Below are 17,799 nucleotides of genomic sequence, written 5' to 3'. Positions count from 1 at the left end.
TCAGTTAACGATGCATCGTCTGACACTCCGCATTCGCGAGCAAGCCCGCTCCCACACAAGCCAGCTCCCACATTTGCCCCGTTTCGCCTGATAGACTGCCCCCACTTCTCCCGCCGCGAGCCGCCCCCATGCTCCACGTGTTATTCAGCGTCTACCTGAAAATGCTGGTGCTCTACAGCCCGTTCTTCGTGCTGTCCTGCTTTATCAGCCTCACCCGTGGCTACTCCAACAAAGAGCGGCGGCGCCTGGCCTGGAAAGTCGCCTTGGCGACCCTGATTTCGAGCGTGTTGCTCTACCTGTTCGGCCGCGTGATTTTCAGTGTGTTCGGCATCACCGTGGATGCGTTCCGCATCGGCGCCGGCAGTGTGTTGTTCATCTCCGCCCTGGGCATGGCCCAGGGCAAGTCGGCGGTGCAGAGCGACAACGTGCAGCAGGACGTGACCATCGTGCCGCTGACCATCCCCCTCACCGTCGGCCCCGGCACCATCGGTGCGCTGCTGGTGATGGGCGTCAGCCAGCCCCACTGGGATGACAAGCTCACCGCCATCCTCAGCATCGCCCTGGCCAGCCTCACGGTGGGCGTGGTGCTGTACCTGTCCAACCGCATCGAACGCATTCTCGGTGACCAGGGCTTGCAGATTGTCAGTCGGTTGATGGGCTTGTTCGTGTGCGCCCTCGCCGCGCAAATCATCTTTACCGGGGTGCGCGGTTACCTGGTGCCTTAGATCCGGTATTTGGCGATCGCCAGCTGCACCTTGTCACCCGCGCTTTCGCGCATCAGCTGGATGGTTTTTTCGTTGACCACCGAGGTATTCAACACCAGGCAGGTCTGCCCGCTGAAGGCCTCGGAAGACGAGCTGTCCCACTCGAGAAACGGCAGGCCGACCTGCTTGCTCACGCCACGGGTGCTGTAGGTCACCAGCACCATCGTCACTTCGCCATCGGTCTGCGCGCACGACGCGAGGCCGAAGTCGCCCCCCTCCTGCACCGTGCTGTTGCGCTTGAACAGTTCAAAAGACGCCGGCGCCTGTTTCATGGCCTCCAGCGCATCTGCCGCCAACTTCGGCAACACCGCCAACAGCGGCGAGGCCAATGACGTCGAAGCCAGCATCGCGGCGATCATGTTCAGCGCCGCCAGTTGCACCGTCAGGCCCCGGCCGGAACGGGCGACCCGCTCAAAGCTGCTGCGCAGCGGCAGCCAGCCCAGGCTGACCATCACCTTGATAAATTCGTCGTACCACGCTTCGGTCCCTCGGTGGACCTTCAACACATCGCTGACATAACTGCTCGCCAGCAGATAACTTTTGCGAATGTATTCCCGATTCAACGCCGACATACCCTCGACGAACGAGATCACGCCGTTGTTGACCACCGCAGCATTACTGTCATCCGCCGTGTCCACCGGCAAAGAGCTATTCACTCCCGGCGAACCTGGCAGCTTGTAGGCGGCAATCAACTTGCGTCGTTTTGCACTGATGATCCTTTTGTGATGTCGCTCCATTTTTCAGTTCTCCACAAGCACCCCACATGGGGCTTGCCCTCACACTAGTCCAGTGCCCGCCGGACTTTCCAGGCGATAAACATGCCTCAGTGCGGCCCGCCAAAACCCAGCGCCCAGCAATAGCGCGGCGTCACTGCGGGCCTTCCGGGTTTCGCCGGCAAAAAAAGAAAAAGCCCCGAACCACCGCAGGTAAATCCCTGGGTCATTCGGAGCTTTCCGGTAGCCGTGAGGCTGTTTTCAGGAGGCGGGTTTCTCGCCGTACCAACGCGGCGTGTACACCCACTCCCCGCCACCGGCACGCGGGAACACGCAGGTAGTGGATGAGCCGATCAGCACCATCGTGCGCATGTCCACTTGCTCGGGCGTCAGTTGCCCAAGGGTGGTGACACGCAGGGTCTGGCCCGGACGCCCGATATCACGGCCCAGCACCACCGGCGTTTGCGGCGTGCGATGCAACGCGACGATTTCCAGGGCGCGCCCCAACTGCCACGGCCGCGCGCGCGAGATCGGGTTGTAGAACGCCAGCGCCAGGTCGGCCTGGGACGCAAGGTCCAGGCGCTTTTCGATGATCGACCAGGGCTTGAGGTTGTCCGACAGCGACATCACACAGAAGTCATGCCCCAACGGCGCGCCCGCCTGGGCAGCGGTGGCGAGGGAAGCCGAGACCCCCGGCAGGATCTGCAGGTCGACCTGATGCCACGCCGGATCACTGGATTCATGCAGCGCCTCGATCACCGCCGACGCCATGGCAAACACCCCCGGATCGCCGGACGACACCACCACCACCGAACGGCCTTGCGCCGCCAGCTCGAACGCGTGGCGCGCGCGCTGCATTTCTTCACGGTTATCGGTGCAGTGCTGCACCTGGTCGTCACGGAACGGCCCGGCCATGCGCACGTAGGTTTCGTAGCCGAGCACGTCGGTGCAGCGCGCCAGTTCGGCCTTCACCGCCGGCACCATCAGCTCGGCCGCGCCGGGGCCCAGGCCGATCACGGCGAGGCGGCCGCGCACACGCCCCACCCGGGACAGGTCCAACGGCTGTTCGGCCACATCGATCACGAGGTCGGCGTCCTGGCTGACGCGGGCAAACCGCAGCGGCACACCCAGTTCCAGCGCCGCGTCATGCAACGACGCTTCGGCCATCTGCGTATCGCTGGCCAACAGGCACGCCAGGGATTGCACGGCGATGCCCGCGTCATGCAACGCCGCGCGTACACGCTCGGCCAACTGCGCGCCCGGCTTGCAGGTCACGCTGACGGTCTTCGGGTAGATCAGCAATTCGTTGGCGGCCGGCACACGCTCGGCACTGCCCACATGAATCGCCAGGTGCGCCTGTTGATCCTGGGGCAAGTCGGCGTGGTCCAGCCACGGCGCCGCGCCTTCGATGCGCACGCTCGCGCCCGCCAGCAGGTCCGAGACAAAGCGCTTGCCCAGCGCCAGGTCGGCCAGCTCATAACCGCTTGGCGGGTTGAGCAGGCAGGTGCCGAAACGCAGCTCGCCACTGGTGGTGATCGCGGCAGCCACGTCGAGCGCAGCGGCAATCTCCCGCGCCATCACGTTCACACCGCCCAGGCCACCGAGCAGCGGCACCACGGCGCTGCCGTCTTCGGCCACGGCCAGCACGGCAGGCTCTTCGCCTTTTTCCAGCAGCAGGGGCGCCAGGGTGCGGATCACGATACCGGCGGCGCACAGCGCAATCAGCGGCGTGCCCTGTTGATACAGCTGACGCAGGGTCGCGCCGAATTCGCTGTAGGTCTGGTCCGCGCCTTCAACCCGAGCGGCCAAGCCGTGGATCAACGCACCCGGGTACACCTGCTGGATCTTGCGCGCAGTGGCCAGGCTGCCCTGGCCCAAAATGACAATCGCCGGCGTCATCACCCTTGCCACCGTTCACCGGGCACGATAATCAGCGAGAAGTACGGCGACGACGACGGGTCCACCTGATCCAGCGCCACGATCTTCTGATTGGCCATGGTGGCGCGCTCCACATACAACGCGCGCCCGGCCAGGCCGAGTTCCTCCAGCACCTGGCGCACTTTCGGGAAGTTGCGCCCCAGTTTCATGATGACCGCCGCATCGGCGTCCGCCAAACGGCGCTTGAGATCGTCATGGGGCAACACGCCCGAGAGCACCGACAGGCTCTGGTTGCGATACACCAGCGGCGCGCCGAGTACCGAGGCGCCGCCGAGCATCGAGCACACGCCGGGGATGACTTGCGCTTCGTAACGCTCGGCGAGGCGGTCATGCAGGTACATGTAGGAGCCGTAGAAGAACGGATCACCTTCGCAGATCACCGCCACATCACGGCCGGCGTCCAGGTGCGCCGCCACCTCCACACTGGCCGCGTCGTAGAAGTCACTGATGACTTGCTCGTATGACATCGGCGCCGGCAAGGCTTCGGTGGTCACCGGGTACACCAGCGGCATCAGGGTCTGCTGTGGCACCAAGTGGTCCTCGATGATGCCGAAGGCGTTGCCCTTTTTGCCCTTGGCCACGAAGTACGCCACCACCGGCGACTCACGCAGCAGGCGCAGGGCCTTGAGGGTAATCAGTTCCGGGTCGCCGGGGCCGACGCCCAGGCCGATCAAACGTCCGCGCGCCTGCATTATTCGACCTCCGTGGCCAGGGCATTCACCGCTGCGGCGGCCATCGCACTGCCGCCCAGGCGGCCCTGCATGATTACGAACGGCACGCCACGGCTGTCGGCCGCGAGCATCGCCTTGGATTCGGCGGCGCCGACAAAGCCCACCGGGAAACCGAGGATCAGCGCCGGTTTCGGTGCGCCGGCATCAAGCATTTCCAGCAGGTAGAACAACGCGGTCGGCGCATTGCCGATCACCACCACACTGCCTTCCAGGTGCGGGCGCCACAGCTCCAGGGCGGCAGCGGAACGGGTGTTGCCCAATTCGCGCGCCAGCTCCGGCACGCTGTCGTCGCGCAGGGTGCAGATCACTTCATTGTTGGCCGGCAGGCGCGCGCGGGTCACGCCTTCGGAGACCATCCGCGCATCGCACAAGATCGGCGCACCAGCGGCCAGCGCATCGCGCCCGGCCTTGCCTGCGCCTTCGGAGAATTGCAGGCCGTCAATGGCGTCGACCATGCCACAGGCATGAATCACCCGCACCGCGAGTTTTTCCAGGTCGGCCGGGATGCGCTCCAACTTGGCTTCCGCGCGAATAATGGCGAAGGAGTTGCGATAGATCTCCTGACCGTCGCGGATGTAATCAATCATCGGTGTTGCTCCGTGGGCGGGCGCGCAGCAAGGCGCCCGTCGCTTCAATAGAAAGGGCATGCGCGTGCAGCCGGCCGAAGCCTGGGTGGGCTGCATCGCGAAAATAGAGGTCGTAGTGGCCGGGGCTCACGGCCAGCAAGGTGACGGGCGCGGTGTGTGCGGCGGCGCAAGAGCGCGGGCAGCCGGACAGGTGCACGTCATGCGCGACTTGCAGGGCGGCCAGTTGCACCGCATCAGCCTTGGTGTCGGCCAGGGCCTTGCCGCAGCCGCTGGAACCGGTGCAGGCGGTCATGCGCGCCAGGGGTTGGTCGATTGAACACAGAAAGCCCAGCTGCATCAGGCGCTCGGTCACCGCGTGGGGCTTTTCCACATAGGGCAGCAGCACGCCTTGCCAAGGGGTGAAGCGCAACGTGCCGTCGCCGTAGTCGCTGGCCAGTTGCGCGGCGCCCTTGAGCATCGTCGCGTCCAGGCGGCCCAACGGTGCGAGGGCAGCCACGTAGAACTGATTTTTTTGCACCTGTGGATAAGTCCCGAGGTGCAGCAACTCGCCGCTGGGCGGGCGTTTGAAGCCGTCGGCCGGTAGCAGCGGCAGGCTGAGGTGGCTCAATAACTTATCCACAGCCAGATGACGCATGCGGGTTTGCGCTGGCGTGGCGAGGTCGAGGAATGCCTCCAGCACGGCCACCACCAGTGCATGGCCCTGCTCCAGCGGCACGGCGGCCAACGGCGCATCCAGCCCCGGGCAACCGGCCAGGCCGAACGCGAGCAGCGTCTGGCCATGGCGTACGAACGCCGACAACCACAGGTCATGGTGATGTTCGAGCATCGCCAGGTCTTCGCCGCCATCCAGTTGCACGGCGAACTTGGCCGACAGCTCATGGAAACGTGGATGGCTTTGCAGGGTAGTGAGGATCTGTTCGGCCAGCGGGCGCGTGTCGAAGAGCATCTGCGGGTCGATGCCGGCGCTGGGGCTGAGCATTAGGTTGCGCACATCGTCGCCAGCCGCGTTGTTGGGGCCCAGGTCGGCCGCCAGCAGCAGGGCGATCAACGCGCCCTCTTCGCTGCCGATCCCGCGAATCTGCAAATTGGCGCGGTTGGTCGCCTCGATCACCCCGCCCGCATAGGCCTGGGCCGCGTCCGCCACCGCGTGGGCTTGCGCGGCGGTGATGGAACCGCCGGCCAGTTTTATCCGGCAAATACCGCCGTCCAACGCCTGGACGATACGCAGCAACCCCGGACAAGCCGAGGGGCGCAAGGTATTCACAGCGGGCGTTGGGTTCACGGGGCTACCGGTTGACGGGTAAAGGCGCGGTATTATGCCTGCTTTGTCCGGCGGCATGAAAAGCCTGCCCGTCGGATGTCGCTCAAGGAATCTTTATGTCGCCCTGGCTGACGGTTGTAGGCATCGGTGAAGACGGCTTCAAGGGCCTGGGCCGCAATGCCCGGCACGCCCTGTTGCGCGCCACGCGGATTATAGGTGCTCAGCGCCAGTTGGACCTGTTGCCGGTGTGTATTCGTGGCGCACGCGAGGAGTGGCCGAGCCCGTTTTCCCTGGAACCGGTGCTGGCGCGGCGCGGTGAACCCGTGTGCGTGCTGGCCAGCGGCGACCCGATGTTCTACGGCGTGGGCGCGAGCCTGGCGCGGCAGGTAGCGGCGGATGAGCTGCTGATCCTGCCGGCGCCGTCGTCGGTGTCGTTGGCCGCAGCGCGCTTGGGCTGGCCGTTGCAGGAGGTGGTGACGCTGTCCGTGGTGGCGCGGCCGTTGGCGGCGCTGCATGCCCATCTGGCCAGTGGTGTGCGCTTGTTGGTGTTGAGCAATGACGGGGGCAGTCCGGCGGTGATTGCCGCGTTGTTGGCCGCGTGCGGGTTTGGGCCGAGCCGCATGTCTGTGTTTGAGCACTTGGGCGGCGCGGATGAGCGGCGCATCGATGGGCTGGCGGTTGATTGGCAACACGCGTCAGTCGCCGATTTGAACCTGGTCGCCATCGACTGCGTGGCCGACCCGCGGGCTGTGCGCCTGTCACGCCTGGCCGGCCTGCCCGATTCGGCGTTCAAACACGACGGCCAACTGACCAAACGGGATGTGCGCGCCATGACCCTCGCCCGCCTCGCGCCAATGCCCGGCGAACTGCTGTGGGACGTGGGCGCGGGCAGCGGTTCCATCGGGATCGAGTGGATGCGCGCACACCCGAGTTGCCGCGCCCTGGCGATTGAAGCCGACGAAGGTCGCCAAGGCCTGATCGAACACAACCGCGACGCCCTCGGCGTGCCCGGCTTGCAACTGATTCGTGGCAAGGCGCCGGATGCGCTGCACGGCCTGGAAGCCCCGGACGCCATCTTCATCGGCGGCGGCGTGACCCGTGCAGGCGTGCTCGACACCTGCTGGCAACAGCTGCGGCCAGGAGGACGGTTGGTGGCGAATGCCGTGACCCTGCAAAGTGAAATGACCCTGATGGACTGGCGCGCCCGGCATGGCGGCGAACTGACGCGCATCCACGTGGCCCAGGCGCAGCCGCTGGGGGACTTTGATACGTGGCGGCAGGCGTTGCCGATCACCTTGCTGGAAGTGGTCAAGCCGCTATGAAACGTATCTTGCTGCTGGGTGGCGTGACGGAAGCGTTGGCTATCGCCCGCACATTGGGCCCGGAACATATCTACAGCCTGGCCGGCGTTGGGCGCGTGCCGACCGACCTGACCTGCCAAGTGCGGGTCGGTGGTTATGGCGGCGCCGAGGGCTTGGCACAGTTTGTCCGGGATGAGGGCATCAGCCTGATTCTCGACGCGACCCATCCGTATGCGGCGCAGATCAGTCGCAATGCTGCCGAGGCCGCGCAGTTGAGCGGCGTGCCCTGCTGGGCCTTGCGCCGCCCGGCATGGCAGCCGCAGGCGGGGGATGATTGGCGGGAGGTGAGTGATTGGGCTTCGTTGATTGAAGCGTTGAAACCGTTCAAACGACCGCTGTTCACACTGGGGCGCGAGCCGTTGCAGCACCTTGATGAGATACCGCCGGAACAGTTCTGGACGCTGCGTGCGCTGGATGTGTATCCGGGGAATGAACGCTGCGAAGTGATTGGCGCGCGCGGGCCGTTTTTGATCGAGGATGAGCGGGTGCTGTTCGAACGGCGTGGGATTGATGTGCTGATCAGCAAGAACAGCGGCAGTACGGCGACGGAGCCGAAGCTGGAAGTGGCAAGGGAGCTTGGGGTGCCGGTATTGGTGTTGAAGCGGCCGGTGTTGGCGGCGGTGGATCGAGAGCTTTTGTCGCCTGCAGAAACAATCGATTCGTTGGCAGATTTCATGCGATAGATCAGGATCATCCGCCAGCCTCTATCCACTCTATTTGCTACCTCAAGGGACGGCGATGAACCCACAACATGAAGTGCTACACTCCAAAAACAGTTCAAGCCAGACTCAACTCAATTCAGGGGCTGACATGATAGAAGTAAAAGAAGCGGTGAAAGTTGCCAAGGCGGCGGCAAACGACTTTCTCGGGCAAGAGATCACGCTACAAGACCTGATGCTTGAAGAAGTTGAATTGAGCCCAGACAACAAAACATGGGCAATAACACTTGGATTCAACGACCCCAACGCTTATAAATATGAACGCTTGGGCGCGGTTTTGGCAGGGCAGATACATTCAAGAAAATATAAAACATTCATTATCGACTCGGAGACGGGTGAGTTTCGCTCGATGAAGATCCGCGAAATATGATGGATGCCTATATAAAGCAATACCGAAAAAGAGGAATTATTGTCGACACCAACCTGCTGCTCCTGGCCTTGATGGGTGGCACGTCCAGCATCATGGAGTTCAAGAGAACAAGCGGTTATACCGATGATGACTACAAGCTTCTGCTCAACGTTATTGATCAATTCGAAAAACTTGTTTCAACCCCTCATATTCTTGCAGAAGTCAGCAACCTGACAAATGGGCTGTATGGCAGCAAGCTGCACGACTTCTATGAAACGTTAAAACAGTCACTATCAACAATATTTGAAATCCATCACCCGGCCTCGGATATAAGTCGCGACTATGAACTGGCACCCTATGGCCTTACTGACGTGGGTATTGTCGCTGCCGCAAAAGATAATTATCTGGTTTTGACGGATGATCTTAGAGTGGCTGGTTTTGCTCATCAACATTGCGTGGATGTCGTGAACTTCAATCACATCCGCGAAGCGAGTTGGGAAGTCTAAGGCGCGATGCCATTGTGGGCGCTGGCTTGCCAGCGATGAGGCCCACATGTTCACTGCAAGTTTCAAAGGCCTCATCGGCGGCAAGCCGGCTCTTAAAGTGGAGAGGCGACGCGCACACGATCCGCGAGCAACTGCGCCAGCTCAATCAACTGCGCAACGCCGAGCAATTCCTCTCGTTTCGAGCCTTCCAGGTTAAATGCCAGATCGCAGCTCAGCGCATTGGCGGAGGCGAGCGTTTCGCTGAGGTTGACCAGCAGGTCTTCGGTGCAGATGCCGTCGGCAACGGTGAAGAGCCGGACGGGGGGATTGGGGGTGGGTTTGATCATTGTGAAGCTCCGGAGAAGTAAAAAGGAGCTGCCACTGATCGCCGCGACGCGATGGGGGTGGCAGCTGTACGCAGGTTCGCGGACCGATCCTCCAGAACACCGGCATACCCGAAGGTATCCCGCGCACAGCCGCCATAGCGCCGCACAGTAGACGATAAAAAAACGCCAACTGAAAGGAGGCAATGACGCTTCAACGTCTGGAGAAATCCGGGCCGCGACGCCCGGCCGCTGCGTTTGCAGCGGTGTACGGAGACTAGGGATTGAGTTTCCTAGGGGCAACCTTAAAGGCTTGTCGGAAATTTCTGCTTATTCAATTAACCCGCCTAACCGACACCCACTTGGCCTCGCCTCGAAAAGCCGAATCCCCCTACAAACCCTTCCGAACTAGCTGGCTAGCTCAGCCAAAAGCCCCCGCCCTAACCTCCCCGCTCGCGGTTTTGAGTCAACCAGCCGCAGTGGGGATGCCTGCTTTTGCAGCGCATCGTATCTTGCCAAGATGTATCCCAGGGAATACGATTCGAGATGATTGAATTTGATGAATCCGTTGAGTTTGTCAAATAGCTGGACGCCGTTCGAGATCCATTCGCAAAAGTGCGTGTTATCAAGAGAATACGCATGGCAGAAGCAGGTAATTTCGGTGACTGCGAACCCGTAGGTAACGGCGTGTCCGAAATGCGGATCCACTATGGTCCGGGGTATCGCGTTTACTTCACTCGTCGACACGCGGTGGTTTACCTCCTGCTGATCGGTGGTGACAAATCAACACAAGATCGGGACATCAAGCTTGCAAAACAACTGGCATTAAATCTTGGAAATGAGGACTGACTCATGAGCGAATCCTTTACCCGCTTCGACGCGGCAAAATACTTGAAAACCCCACTGGAAATGGCCGCGTATCTAGAGACCTGTTTCGAAGACGATGCAGGTGACGGACTGTTGATTCGCACCGCCTTGAACGACATCGCCCGCGCCCAAGGCATGACCCAAGTAGCCCGCGACGCCGGCCTCGGACGAGAAAGCCTATACAAAGCCCTATCCACCACTGGCAACCCCGAATTCGCAACTATCATGAAAGTCATGAAAGCACTGGGCCTCAAGCTTCACGCTACAGCGATCTGATAGCACTGCGACACCAAACCACACCACCCTTTTTTACTTATCCCCTACGATCAGGCTAAATACCCACCTGATCGTTTAACCCTACGGATTGTCCGCCATGGCCCGTCAACGCTTTGCAATCGCCTGGATCGCCTGCCTTGCAGTGCTGTTCAACGCCTTTGCCATGCCGATGGCCAGTGCGATGCAGCAATCCCAGGACCCGGTGCAGCAATTGTTGTGGGGCAGTTTCTGTTCCTCCAATGGCGCCACGCTCAAGACCATCGCCCTGGGCAAGCTGGACATTCCGGCACCGCAGCAGGACGATCATTCCACCATGCAGCATTGCTGGTGTTGCTCGGGCTCGGCGCCGTTGGTGGCGTTGCCGGGGCATGTGCCGCAGTTGTACCTCACCCAATTCAACACCTCACAGAGCTTGCCGCCGCCCCAGCTGCAAGGCCCGACGCCGCGCCAGCAATGGCCAAGCCTCAACCCGCGCGCCTCTCCAACGGCCTGATGTCTTCGCAAGTGAACTGCGTTTAGAACCGTTCTGGAGAACTGCCATGCTCAAATCTTCCCTGCTTCTGGCCGCGTTGTTGCTGCCGGTGTTCAGTGCTGCCAATGCCGACGACTACAAAACCGGCGACCTCGTGGTCAGCGAACCCTGGTCCCAGGAGTTGCCGCCAAATGCGCCGACTGTTGCCGCGTACTTTGTGATTCATAACACCGGCGAAACGCCGGATCGCCTGCTCGGCGTCGAGACGCCAGTGGCCGACAAGGCCGAGTTGCATGAGCACGTCATGCAGGGCGATTTGATGAAGATGCAGCAAGTGCCCAACGTCGCCGTACCGGCCAAGGGCGAGCTGACCTTCGCGCCGATGGCGTATCACGTGATGTTGCTGGGCCTCAAGGACCGCAGCCTGTTGGCCGACGGCAAGCAATTCCCGCTGACCCTCACCTTCGAAAAAGCCGGCAAGGTCGAGGTGCAAGTGTCGGTGCAAAAGGTGCCGCCAATGGCCGCCCACGAGCATAAACACGCCCACTAGGCCAACACTCGATGGGCGCCCCCCGCGCCAGGTTGTCGCCACATGCCCGTGTAACGCGCGGCAGTTGGATCAGCCTGTTCGCCATGCTGATGATCTTTATTGGTCCGCTGATTTCCCAAGCGATGCCGATGGATCATCACGCCGGTATGTCGACGAGCATGTCCATGGACATGCCGATGGACCACGGCGATTCCCATCACAAAAAAGCCCCTGACGAACACCACGCCCTCTGGGCCAAGTGCGGCTATTGCGACCTGCTCTACAGCTGCCCCGCCCTGCCCGGCGGCGTTTCCACGCTTACCCTCGGCGCTCCCCCGCCGGCCACCGCCCTTACCCCCGCCACGCGCCTGGGACATGCCCGGCAGAGCATCTTCCCCGGCGCCCGCAGCCGTGCGCCGCCCATCGTCCCGTAGGCACTTCACAGCGTTACTTCACCCCGGCCGACTTTAGACAGACAGCCGCAGGCTGCTGGCCGTGTTGTTTACGATTGATTGATGGAATTTGTCATGTCCAGGTTTACTGCTGACTCCCGTTTGGGATGTACCCCCGTGTTCGCCGTTCTGTGCGGCGCACTCTTGGTGCCACTGGCTCACGCCGATGAACACGAACTGAGCCCCACCGTCATCACCGCGATTGCCCCCAGCTCACCGCTGACCGTAATCACCAACCCCAAGGACCCGCGCCAGCCGGTGCCCGCCAGCGATGGCGGCGACTACCTCAAGACCATCCCCGGCTTCGCCCTGGTGCGCAACGGCGGCACCAACGGCGACCCGGTGCTACGCGGCATGTTCGGCTCGCGCCTGAATATCCTCTCCAATGGCAGCATGATGCTCGGCGCCTGCCCCGGGCGAATGGACGCACCCACCTCGTACATTTCCCCGGAAACCTACGACAAGCTCACCGTAATCAAAGGCCCGCAAACCGTGCTCTGGGGCCCGGGCGCCTCCGCCGGCACCATCCTGTTCGACCGTGAGCCAGAGCAGTTCGGCGAGTTGGGCACACGCCTCAACGCCAGCGTGCTGGCCGGCTCCAACGGGCGCTTCGACAAGGTCATCGACGCCGCCGCCGGTGGTCCGCTGGGCTATGTGCGGGTGATCGGCAACCAGGCCCATGCCGATGACTACAAGGATGGCAACAACGACACCGTCGCCTCGCGCTACGACAAGTGGAACGGTGACGTCGCCGTCGGTTTCACCCCCGACGCCGACACCCTGCTGGAACTCACCGCCGGCCGTGGCGATGGCGAAGCGCGCTACGCCGGGCGCGGCATGGACGGCTCGCAGTTCCTGCGTGAAAGCCTCGGTTTACGCTTCGAAAAGTCCAACATCGGCGAGGTGCTGGACAAGGTCGAGGCCCAGGTCTACTACAACTACGCCGACCATGTGATGGACAACTACAGCCTGCGCACGCCGTCGGGCACCGGCATGATGGCCGGGCCGATGGCGTCCAACGTCGACCGCCGCACCCTCGGCGCACGGATCAAGGCCACCTGGCGCTGGGCCGATGTGCAACTGGTCAGCGGCCTCGATGCGCAGACCAACGAACACCGCCAGCGCAGCAGCATGGGCATCGACACCTACAAGGACCTGCCCCGGGTCAAGGACGCCAACTTCCACAACTACGGCGTGTTCGGCGAACTCACCTGGTACGCCGCCGACCGCGAGCGCCTGATAACCGGCGCACGCCTGGACCGTGCGTCCGCCAAGGACTTCCGGCAAACCACCGGTTCCGCAATGATGAAGCGGCCCAATCCGACAGCCGACAACACCCGCGCCGACACCTTGCCGTCCGGCTTCGTGCGTTATGAACACGACCTGGCCGACAGCCCCACCACCCTCTACGCCGGCCTGGGCCATTCGGAACGTTTCCCGGACTACTGGGAGCTGTTTTCGCCGAACACCGGTGCAGCGGGTGCGGTGAATGCCTTCGACGGCGTGAAGCCGGAGAAGACCACCCAACTCGACTTTGGCGCGCAGTACAAATCCGCCGATCTCGAAGCCTGGGCCTCGGGCTACATCGGCCGGGTGCAGGACTTCATCCTGTTCGACTACAAGCCCGGGATGATGGGCACCACCTCCCAGGCGCGCAACGTCGACGCGCGCATCATGGGCGGCGAACTGGGCGCGGCGTACAAACTCACGCGCCACTGGAAAACCGACGCCACCCTCGCCTACGCCTGGGGCAAGAACAGCAGCGACGGTAAGGCCCTGCCACAAATGCCGCCGCTGGATGCGCGCCTGGGCCTCACCTACAGCGAAGACGACTGGAGCGCCGGCGCCTTGTGGCGGGTGGTCGCGGCACAAAACCGCATCGATCAGAACAAGGGCAACGTGGTCGGCAAGGACTACGACAAGAGCGGCGGTTTTGGCGTGTTCTCGTTGAACGCGGCGTACCGCATCAACAAAAACTTCAAGGTCAGCACCGGTGTGGACAACCTGTTCGGCAAAGCCTACGCCGAGCATTTGAACCTGGCCGGCAACGCCGGGTTCGGCTACCCGGCCAATGATCCGCAGGCCATCAAGGAGCCCGGTCGCACACTCTGGACCAAAGTTGATATGAGCTTCTAAAAGCTTCGCGAGCAAGCCCGCTCCCACAGTTGGAATGCATTTCAAATGTGGGAGCGGGCTTGCTCGCGAAGGCAGCCTGACTAACTACAATAAATTCAGCTTTGCGGAGCACCCCTGATGAGCACCCCAAACATCTCCTTCTACAACCTGGCCTGGCGCTGGCACTTCTACGCCGGCCTCTTCGTCGCCCCCTTCATGGTGCTGCTGGCCCTGACCGGCATCATCTACCTGTTCAAACCCCAGCTCGACCCGCTGATGTACGGCGACTTGCTCACCGTCCCGGCCGCCGAACACGCGCTGACCGCCGACGAGCAACTGCAACGCGCCAAGGCCGCCTACCCCCAGGCCGCCATCAGCCAATACCTGCCGCCCGCGACCGCCACCCGCAGCGCGCAGTTCGTGCTGCACGACAAGGGCCGCGAACTCACGGTATTCATCGACCCCTATCGCGGCACCGTCCTCGGTGAGCAAGACGCCAAATACAACCTGCAAGCCATCGCCCGCGCCCTGCACGGCGAGCTGATGATCGGCACCGTCGGTGACCGCCTGGTGGAACTCGCCGCCGGTTGGGGCGTGATGCTGGTGGTGTCGGGCGTGTACCTGTGGTGGCCGCGCGGCAAGTCGTCGGCCGGTGTGTTGTGGCCGCGATTGAGCAGTCGCGGCCGCGTGCTCTGGCGCGACCTGCACGCGGTCACCGGTTTCTGGGGCGCCGCGCTGTTGCTGGTGATGCTGCTCAGCGGCATGACCTGGACCGGCTTCTGGGGCAAGCAATACGCCGACCTGTGGAATAAATTCCCGGCCGCCATGTGGAACGACGTGCCGCAGTCAGACCAGCAGGCCCGCATGCTCAATACCGCGAGCCAACAGACCGTGCCCTGGGCCATGGAAAACACGCCGATGCCGATGTCCGGCGACCACGCCGAGCACATGAACCACGGCGCCCTGCACTCGGCGCCCGCCGCGCCAACGTTGCGCCTGCAACAGGTGGTGGATTTGGCCAACGCACGCAAGGTCGAGCCCGGCTACAGCATCACTTTCCCCACCACCGCCGAAGGCGTGTTCACCGTCGCGGTGTTCGCCGACGACCCGCGCAACGACGCCACCCTGCACGTGGACCAGTACACCGGCAAGGTCCTCGCCGATGTGCGCTGGCAGCACTACAACACCGTCGCCCGCGCCACCGAAACCGGGGTGATGCTGCACGAAGGCAAGATGTTCGGCTGGGTCAACCAACTGATCGTGTTGCTGATCTGCCTGATGATCCTGCTCAGCGCCGTCAGCGGCGTGGTGATCTGGTGGAAGCGCAAACCCCAGGGCAAGCTCGGTGTGCCGCCGCTGCGCCACGACCTGCCGAAGTGGAAAACCGCGATGGTGATCATGCTCGGCCTGGCGATTGTTTTCCCGTTGGTGGGCGCGTCGTTGATCGTCGTGTGGGCCTTGGATCGCCTGGTGCTGTCACGGTTTTTCAACCGACATGAATCTGCCTCAGGTTCGACATGAAACCAGCGAGATGCCCGCCATAGAGCACTTCTGTAGCCTTGCGCGACTTTTGTCTCGCAGCGAATAAGTGTTAACTTATAACACTTACTGCGTTATTGTTGCTCGCCGCCACAAGCGGCGAGTAACCCTCCAAGAAGACTGATCGCCCCATGAACAAGTACCTCGCGTCCGGGCTGTGCCTGCTCGCCCTGCACACCAGCGCCCAGGCCCTGACCCTGCCCGCCAGCCCCGTCACCGCACCGGCGGTTGATGATGAACACATCGACCTCAACACCCCGACCACCGCCGGCTCACGCCTGAACCTCACGGCCCTGCAAACCCCCGGCAGCGTCGAAAGCCAGACCGGCGCGCAGATCCGCGAGCGGGGCGATGCCAGCGTGCAGGACGCGATTTCCCGCGCCACCGGCATCAGCCGCACCGGCACGCCGGGCGACGGCGGCACCTCGTTGTCGGCCCGTGGTTTTACCGGCCAGGGTTCGGTGATGCAGCTCTACGACGGCAACCGCATGTACATGGGCATGGGCACCTCGACCTTCCCGGTGGACACCTGGGCGGTGGAACGCGTTGACGTACTGCGCGGCCCGGCCTCGGTGCTGTACGGCGAAGGCGCTACCGGCGCGGTGGTCAACACCGTGGCGAAAAAGCCCTTCGAAGGCGAGATCGAAAACCACATCCGCCTCGGCTACGGTTCCTATGACCGCCAGCAACAGGCCCTCGACAGCGGCGGTTCGCTGACCGACACCCTGAGCTATCGCCTCAACCTCAACCGCCTGCGCAGCAACGGTTTCATCGACCGTGGCGACTCCAGCAGCGACTTCGTCAGCGGCGCCCTGCGCTGGCAGGCGGCGGACAACCTCAGCTTCACCCTCGCCAGCGACTACGGCGACCAGCGCCCGCAAAACTACTTCGGCACGCCGCTGATAAACGGCCAATTGCACAAAGGCCTGCGCGAGAAAAACTACAACGTCCGCGACGACATCCAGCACTACAACGACCAGTGGACGCGCCTGACCAGCGAGTGGCAGATCAGCGATAACGTCAGCGCCAGCAACGAGCTGTTCTACCTGAAAAACCAGCGTCGCTGGCAGAACGCCGAGAACTACAATTTCACCGATGGCCAGCTCACCCGCAGCGGCAACTACGGCATCAAGCACAACCAGGAACAGGTCGGCGACCGCCAGACCTTCACCTTCAAGCACAGCCTGTTCGGCCTCGACAGCCAGACCGTGACCGGCGTGGAATACAACCGCATCCGCTTCCGCCTGGCCAGCAACTCGCCGTTCACCGACCGCTTCGCCGATGGCCAACCCATCGACATCAACCATCCGGCACCCGGCGAGTTCGCAAGCAACAGCGCGTTCCAGCCGCTGTTCGCCACCACCACCAAAACCGTCGCCGGCTTTGCCGAAAACCGCCTGCAACTCACCGATCAACTGGCGCTGGTGACCGGTATCCGCCGCGACTACGCTCATGTGGACCGCGACAACCTGCGCACCGGCGAGCAGTCCGACAAAACCCTCACCGGCAATAACTGGAAAGCCGGCCTGGTCTACGCAATCACCCCGGACACCTCGCTCTACGGCCAGTACGCCACCAGCACCGACGGCGTCGGCGGCCTGATTTCCCTGAGTCCCGGCCAGCAGCAGTTCGACCTGTCCACCGCCAAGCAGACCGAGATAGGCATCAAGCAAGCCTTCTGGAACCAGCGTGGCGAGTGGACCCTGGCCGCTTACCACATCGTCAAAAAGAAACTGCTCACCGACGTACCGGGCGACCCGAGCCGCCAGCAGCAAGTCGGCCAGCAATCCTCCCGTGGCCTGGAAGCCAGCCTCGACCTGCAACTGCCCCACGCCTGGGCCCTGCAAGCCAACGCGGCGCTGGTGCATGCGCAATACGACGACTTCAAGCAGGACGTTGACGGCGTGCAAGTCTCCCGCGACGGCAACCGCCCGGTGGACGTACCGCGCCGCACCGCCAACCTGTGGCTGAGCAAGGCCGTGACCGACGACATCCGCGCCGGCGCCGGCGTGCGGTATGTGGATGCGCGGTATGCCGATATGGCCAACCAAAACGAGTTGCCGAGCTACACCGTGGTCGACGCGACGGTGTCGTGGAAGGCGATGCGCAATACCACGCTGGGGTTGCAGTTGAACAACCTGTTTGATCGCACTTATGCCGTCAGCCAATACAATGACGGGCAGCAGTGGATCCTCGGTGAGCCGCGCTCCTTCTTCGTCACAGCGGACTACACCTTTTAACTGACACAACACAGGTCAAAAATGTGGGAGCGGGCTTGCTCGCGAATGCGGTGGATCAGTAACAGATGTATTGACTGA

The 17,799-nt window shown here is 62.7% G+C and carries 19 protein-coding genes; 13 read left to right on the top strand and 6 right to left on the bottom strand.

Annotation, left to right across the window (positions count from 1 at the left end; translation table 11 throughout):
• Positions 1 to 128: 128 nt before the first annotated feature.
• The gene (locus NUV89_RS19775; protein WP_257782626.1) at positions 129 to 725 is read left to right on the top strand and encodes a MarC family protein; all 597 of its coding nucleotides are present in this window, start codon (positions 129 to 131) and stop codon (positions 723 to 725) included.
• On the opposite strand, the gene NUV89_RS19770 is transcribed toward NUV89_RS19775, so the two are convergent.
• From NUV89_RS19770 to cobG, 5 genes are all read right to left on the bottom strand, one after another.
• Positions 722 to 1,501 carry a hypothetical protein gene (locus NUV89_RS19770; protein ID WP_257782625.1) on the bottom strand — a complete coding sequence of 260 codons (780 nt, stop codon included), beginning with the start codon at positions 1,499 to 1,501 and terminating at the stop codon, positions 722 to 724. The two genes, NUV89_RS19775 and NUV89_RS19770, sit on opposite strands and share 4 nt — an antisense overlap.
• A 237-nt stretch (positions 1,502 to 1,738) precedes the next feature.
• Entirely contained in the window at positions 1,739 to 3,376 is a 1,638-nt protein-coding gene (gene cobJ / locus NUV89_RS19765) for a precorrin-3B C(17)-methyltransferase (RefSeq protein WP_257782624.1), read from the bottom strand.
• Positions 3,376 to 4,107 carry a precorrin-2 C(20)-methyltransferase gene (locus NUV89_RS19760; RefSeq protein WP_257782623.1) on the bottom strand — a complete coding sequence of 244 codons (732 nt, stop codon included), beginning with the start codon at positions 4,105 to 4,107 and terminating at the stop codon, positions 3,376 to 3,378. Before NUV89_RS19760 ends, cobJ begins: the two co-directional genes overlap by 1 nt.
• Positions 4,107 to 4,733 carry a precorrin-8X methylmutase gene (locus NUV89_RS19755; protein WP_257782622.1) on the bottom strand — a complete coding sequence of 209 codons (627 nt, stop codon included), beginning with the start codon at positions 4,731 to 4,733 and terminating at the stop codon, positions 4,107 to 4,109. Before NUV89_RS19755 ends, NUV89_RS19760 begins: the two co-directional genes overlap by 1 nt.
• A complete protein-coding gene (gene cobG, locus NUV89_RS19750; RefSeq protein ID WP_257782621.1) occupies positions 4,726 to 6,072 on the bottom strand; it encodes a precorrin-3B synthase in 1,347 nt (448 codons plus the stop codon). Before cobG ends, NUV89_RS19755 begins: the two co-directional genes overlap by 8 nt.
• A 38-nt stretch (positions 6,073 to 6,110) precedes the next feature.
• Between cobG and cbiE the strand changes: the two genes are divergently transcribed.
• The 4 genes from cbiE to NUV89_RS19730 are packed head-to-tail and all read left to right on the top strand — an operon-like array spanning position 6,111 to position 8,929.
• A complete protein-coding gene (gene cbiE, locus NUV89_RS19745; protein WP_257782620.1) occupies positions 6,111 to 7,316 on the top strand; it encodes a precorrin-6y C5,15-methyltransferase (decarboxylating) subunit CbiE in 1,206 nt (401 codons plus the stop codon).
• Complete coding sequence (locus NUV89_RS19740) at positions 7,313 to 8,038, top strand: cobalt-precorrin-6A reductase (RefSeq protein ID WP_257782619.1); 726 nt, start codon at positions 7,313 to 7,315, stop codon at positions 8,036 to 8,038. The genes cbiE and NUV89_RS19740 overlap by 4 nt, the downstream gene beginning before the upstream one ends.
• 55 nt (positions 8,039 to 8,093) lie before the next feature.
• Complete coding sequence (locus tag NUV89_RS19735) at positions 8,094 to 8,444, top strand: hypothetical protein (RefSeq protein WP_257782618.1); 351 nt, start codon at positions 8,094 to 8,096, stop codon at positions 8,442 to 8,444.
• Positions 8,441 to 8,929, top strand: coding sequence for a PIN domain-containing protein (locus NUV89_RS19730; RefSeq protein ID WP_257782617.1), 489 nt, complete (start codon positions 8,441 to 8,443; stop codon positions 8,927 to 8,929). The genes NUV89_RS19735 and NUV89_RS19730 overlap by 4 nt, the downstream gene beginning before the upstream one ends.
• Before the next feature lie 92 nt (positions 8,930 to 9,021).
• Here NUV89_RS19730 and NUV89_RS19725 read toward each other — a convergent pair whose 3' ends face one another.
• Positions 9,022 to 9,255, bottom strand: a complete 234-nt coding sequence (locus tag NUV89_RS19725; protein WP_257782616.1) for a DUF6124 family protein — start codon at positions 9,253 to 9,255, stop codon at positions 9,022 to 9,024.
• Between the two features lie 561 nt (positions 9,256 to 9,816).
• Between NUV89_RS19725 and NUV89_RS19720 the strand changes: the two genes are divergently transcribed.
• The 8 genes from NUV89_RS19720 (at position 9,817) to NUV89_RS19685 (ending at position 17,721) form a co-directional block, all read left to right on the top strand.
• Positions 9,817 to 10,080 carry a type II toxin-antitoxin system RelE/ParE family toxin gene (locus NUV89_RS19720; protein ID WP_257782627.1) on the top strand — a complete coding sequence of 88 codons (264 nt, stop codon included), beginning with the start codon at positions 9,817 to 9,819 and terminating at the stop codon, positions 10,078 to 10,080.
• A gap of 3 nt (positions 10,081 to 10,083) precedes the next feature.
• Complete coding sequence (locus NUV89_RS19715) at positions 10,084 to 10,374, top strand: addiction module antidote protein (protein ID WP_257782615.1); 291 nt, start codon at positions 10,084 to 10,086, stop codon at positions 10,372 to 10,374.
• Positions 10,375 to 10,471: 97 nt separating this feature from the next.
• The gene (locus NUV89_RS19710; protein WP_257782614.1) at positions 10,472 to 10,867 is read left to right on the top strand and encodes a DUF2946 domain-containing protein; all 396 of its coding nucleotides are present in this window, start codon (positions 10,472 to 10,474) and stop codon (positions 10,865 to 10,867) included.
• 46 nt (positions 10,868 to 10,913) lie between these two features.
• Entirely contained in the window at positions 10,914 to 11,396 is a 483-nt protein-coding gene (locus NUV89_RS19705) for a copper chaperone PCu(A)C (protein ID WP_257782613.1), read from the top strand.
• A gap of 11 nt (positions 11,397 to 11,407) precedes the next feature.
• A complete protein-coding gene (locus NUV89_RS19700; protein WP_257782612.1) occupies positions 11,408 to 11,809 on the top strand; it encodes a DUF2946 domain-containing protein in 402 nt (133 codons plus the stop codon).
• Between the two features lie 93 nt (positions 11,810 to 11,902).
• Positions 11,903 to 13,963 carry a TonB-dependent copper receptor gene (locus NUV89_RS19695; protein ID WP_257782611.1) on the top strand — a complete coding sequence of 687 codons (2,061 nt, stop codon included), beginning with the start codon at positions 11,903 to 11,905 and terminating at the stop codon, positions 13,961 to 13,963.
• A gap of 117 nt (positions 13,964 to 14,080) precedes the next feature.
• Positions 14,081 to 15,463, top strand: coding sequence for a PepSY domain-containing protein (locus NUV89_RS19690; RefSeq protein ID WP_257782610.1), 1,383 nt, complete (start codon positions 14,081 to 14,083; stop codon positions 15,461 to 15,463).
• A gap of 149 nt (positions 15,464 to 15,612) precedes the next feature.
• Positions 15,613 to 17,721, top strand: a complete 2,109-nt coding sequence (locus tag NUV89_RS19685) for a TonB-dependent siderophore receptor (RefSeq protein WP_257782609.1) — start codon at positions 15,613 to 15,615, stop codon at positions 17,719 to 17,721.
• Positions 17,722 to 17,799 lie beyond the last annotated feature (78 nt).

Source organism: Pseudomonas sp. 18.1.10 (genome assembly GCF_024655625.1).
In the GTDB taxonomy this organism is placed as follows: Bacteria; Pseudomonadota; Gammaproteobacteria; order Pseudomonadales; family Pseudomonadaceae; genus Aquipseudomonas.
Note: the sequence above shows the minus strand (reverse complement) of the source record. Positions and strands in the feature narration are given on the sequence as shown.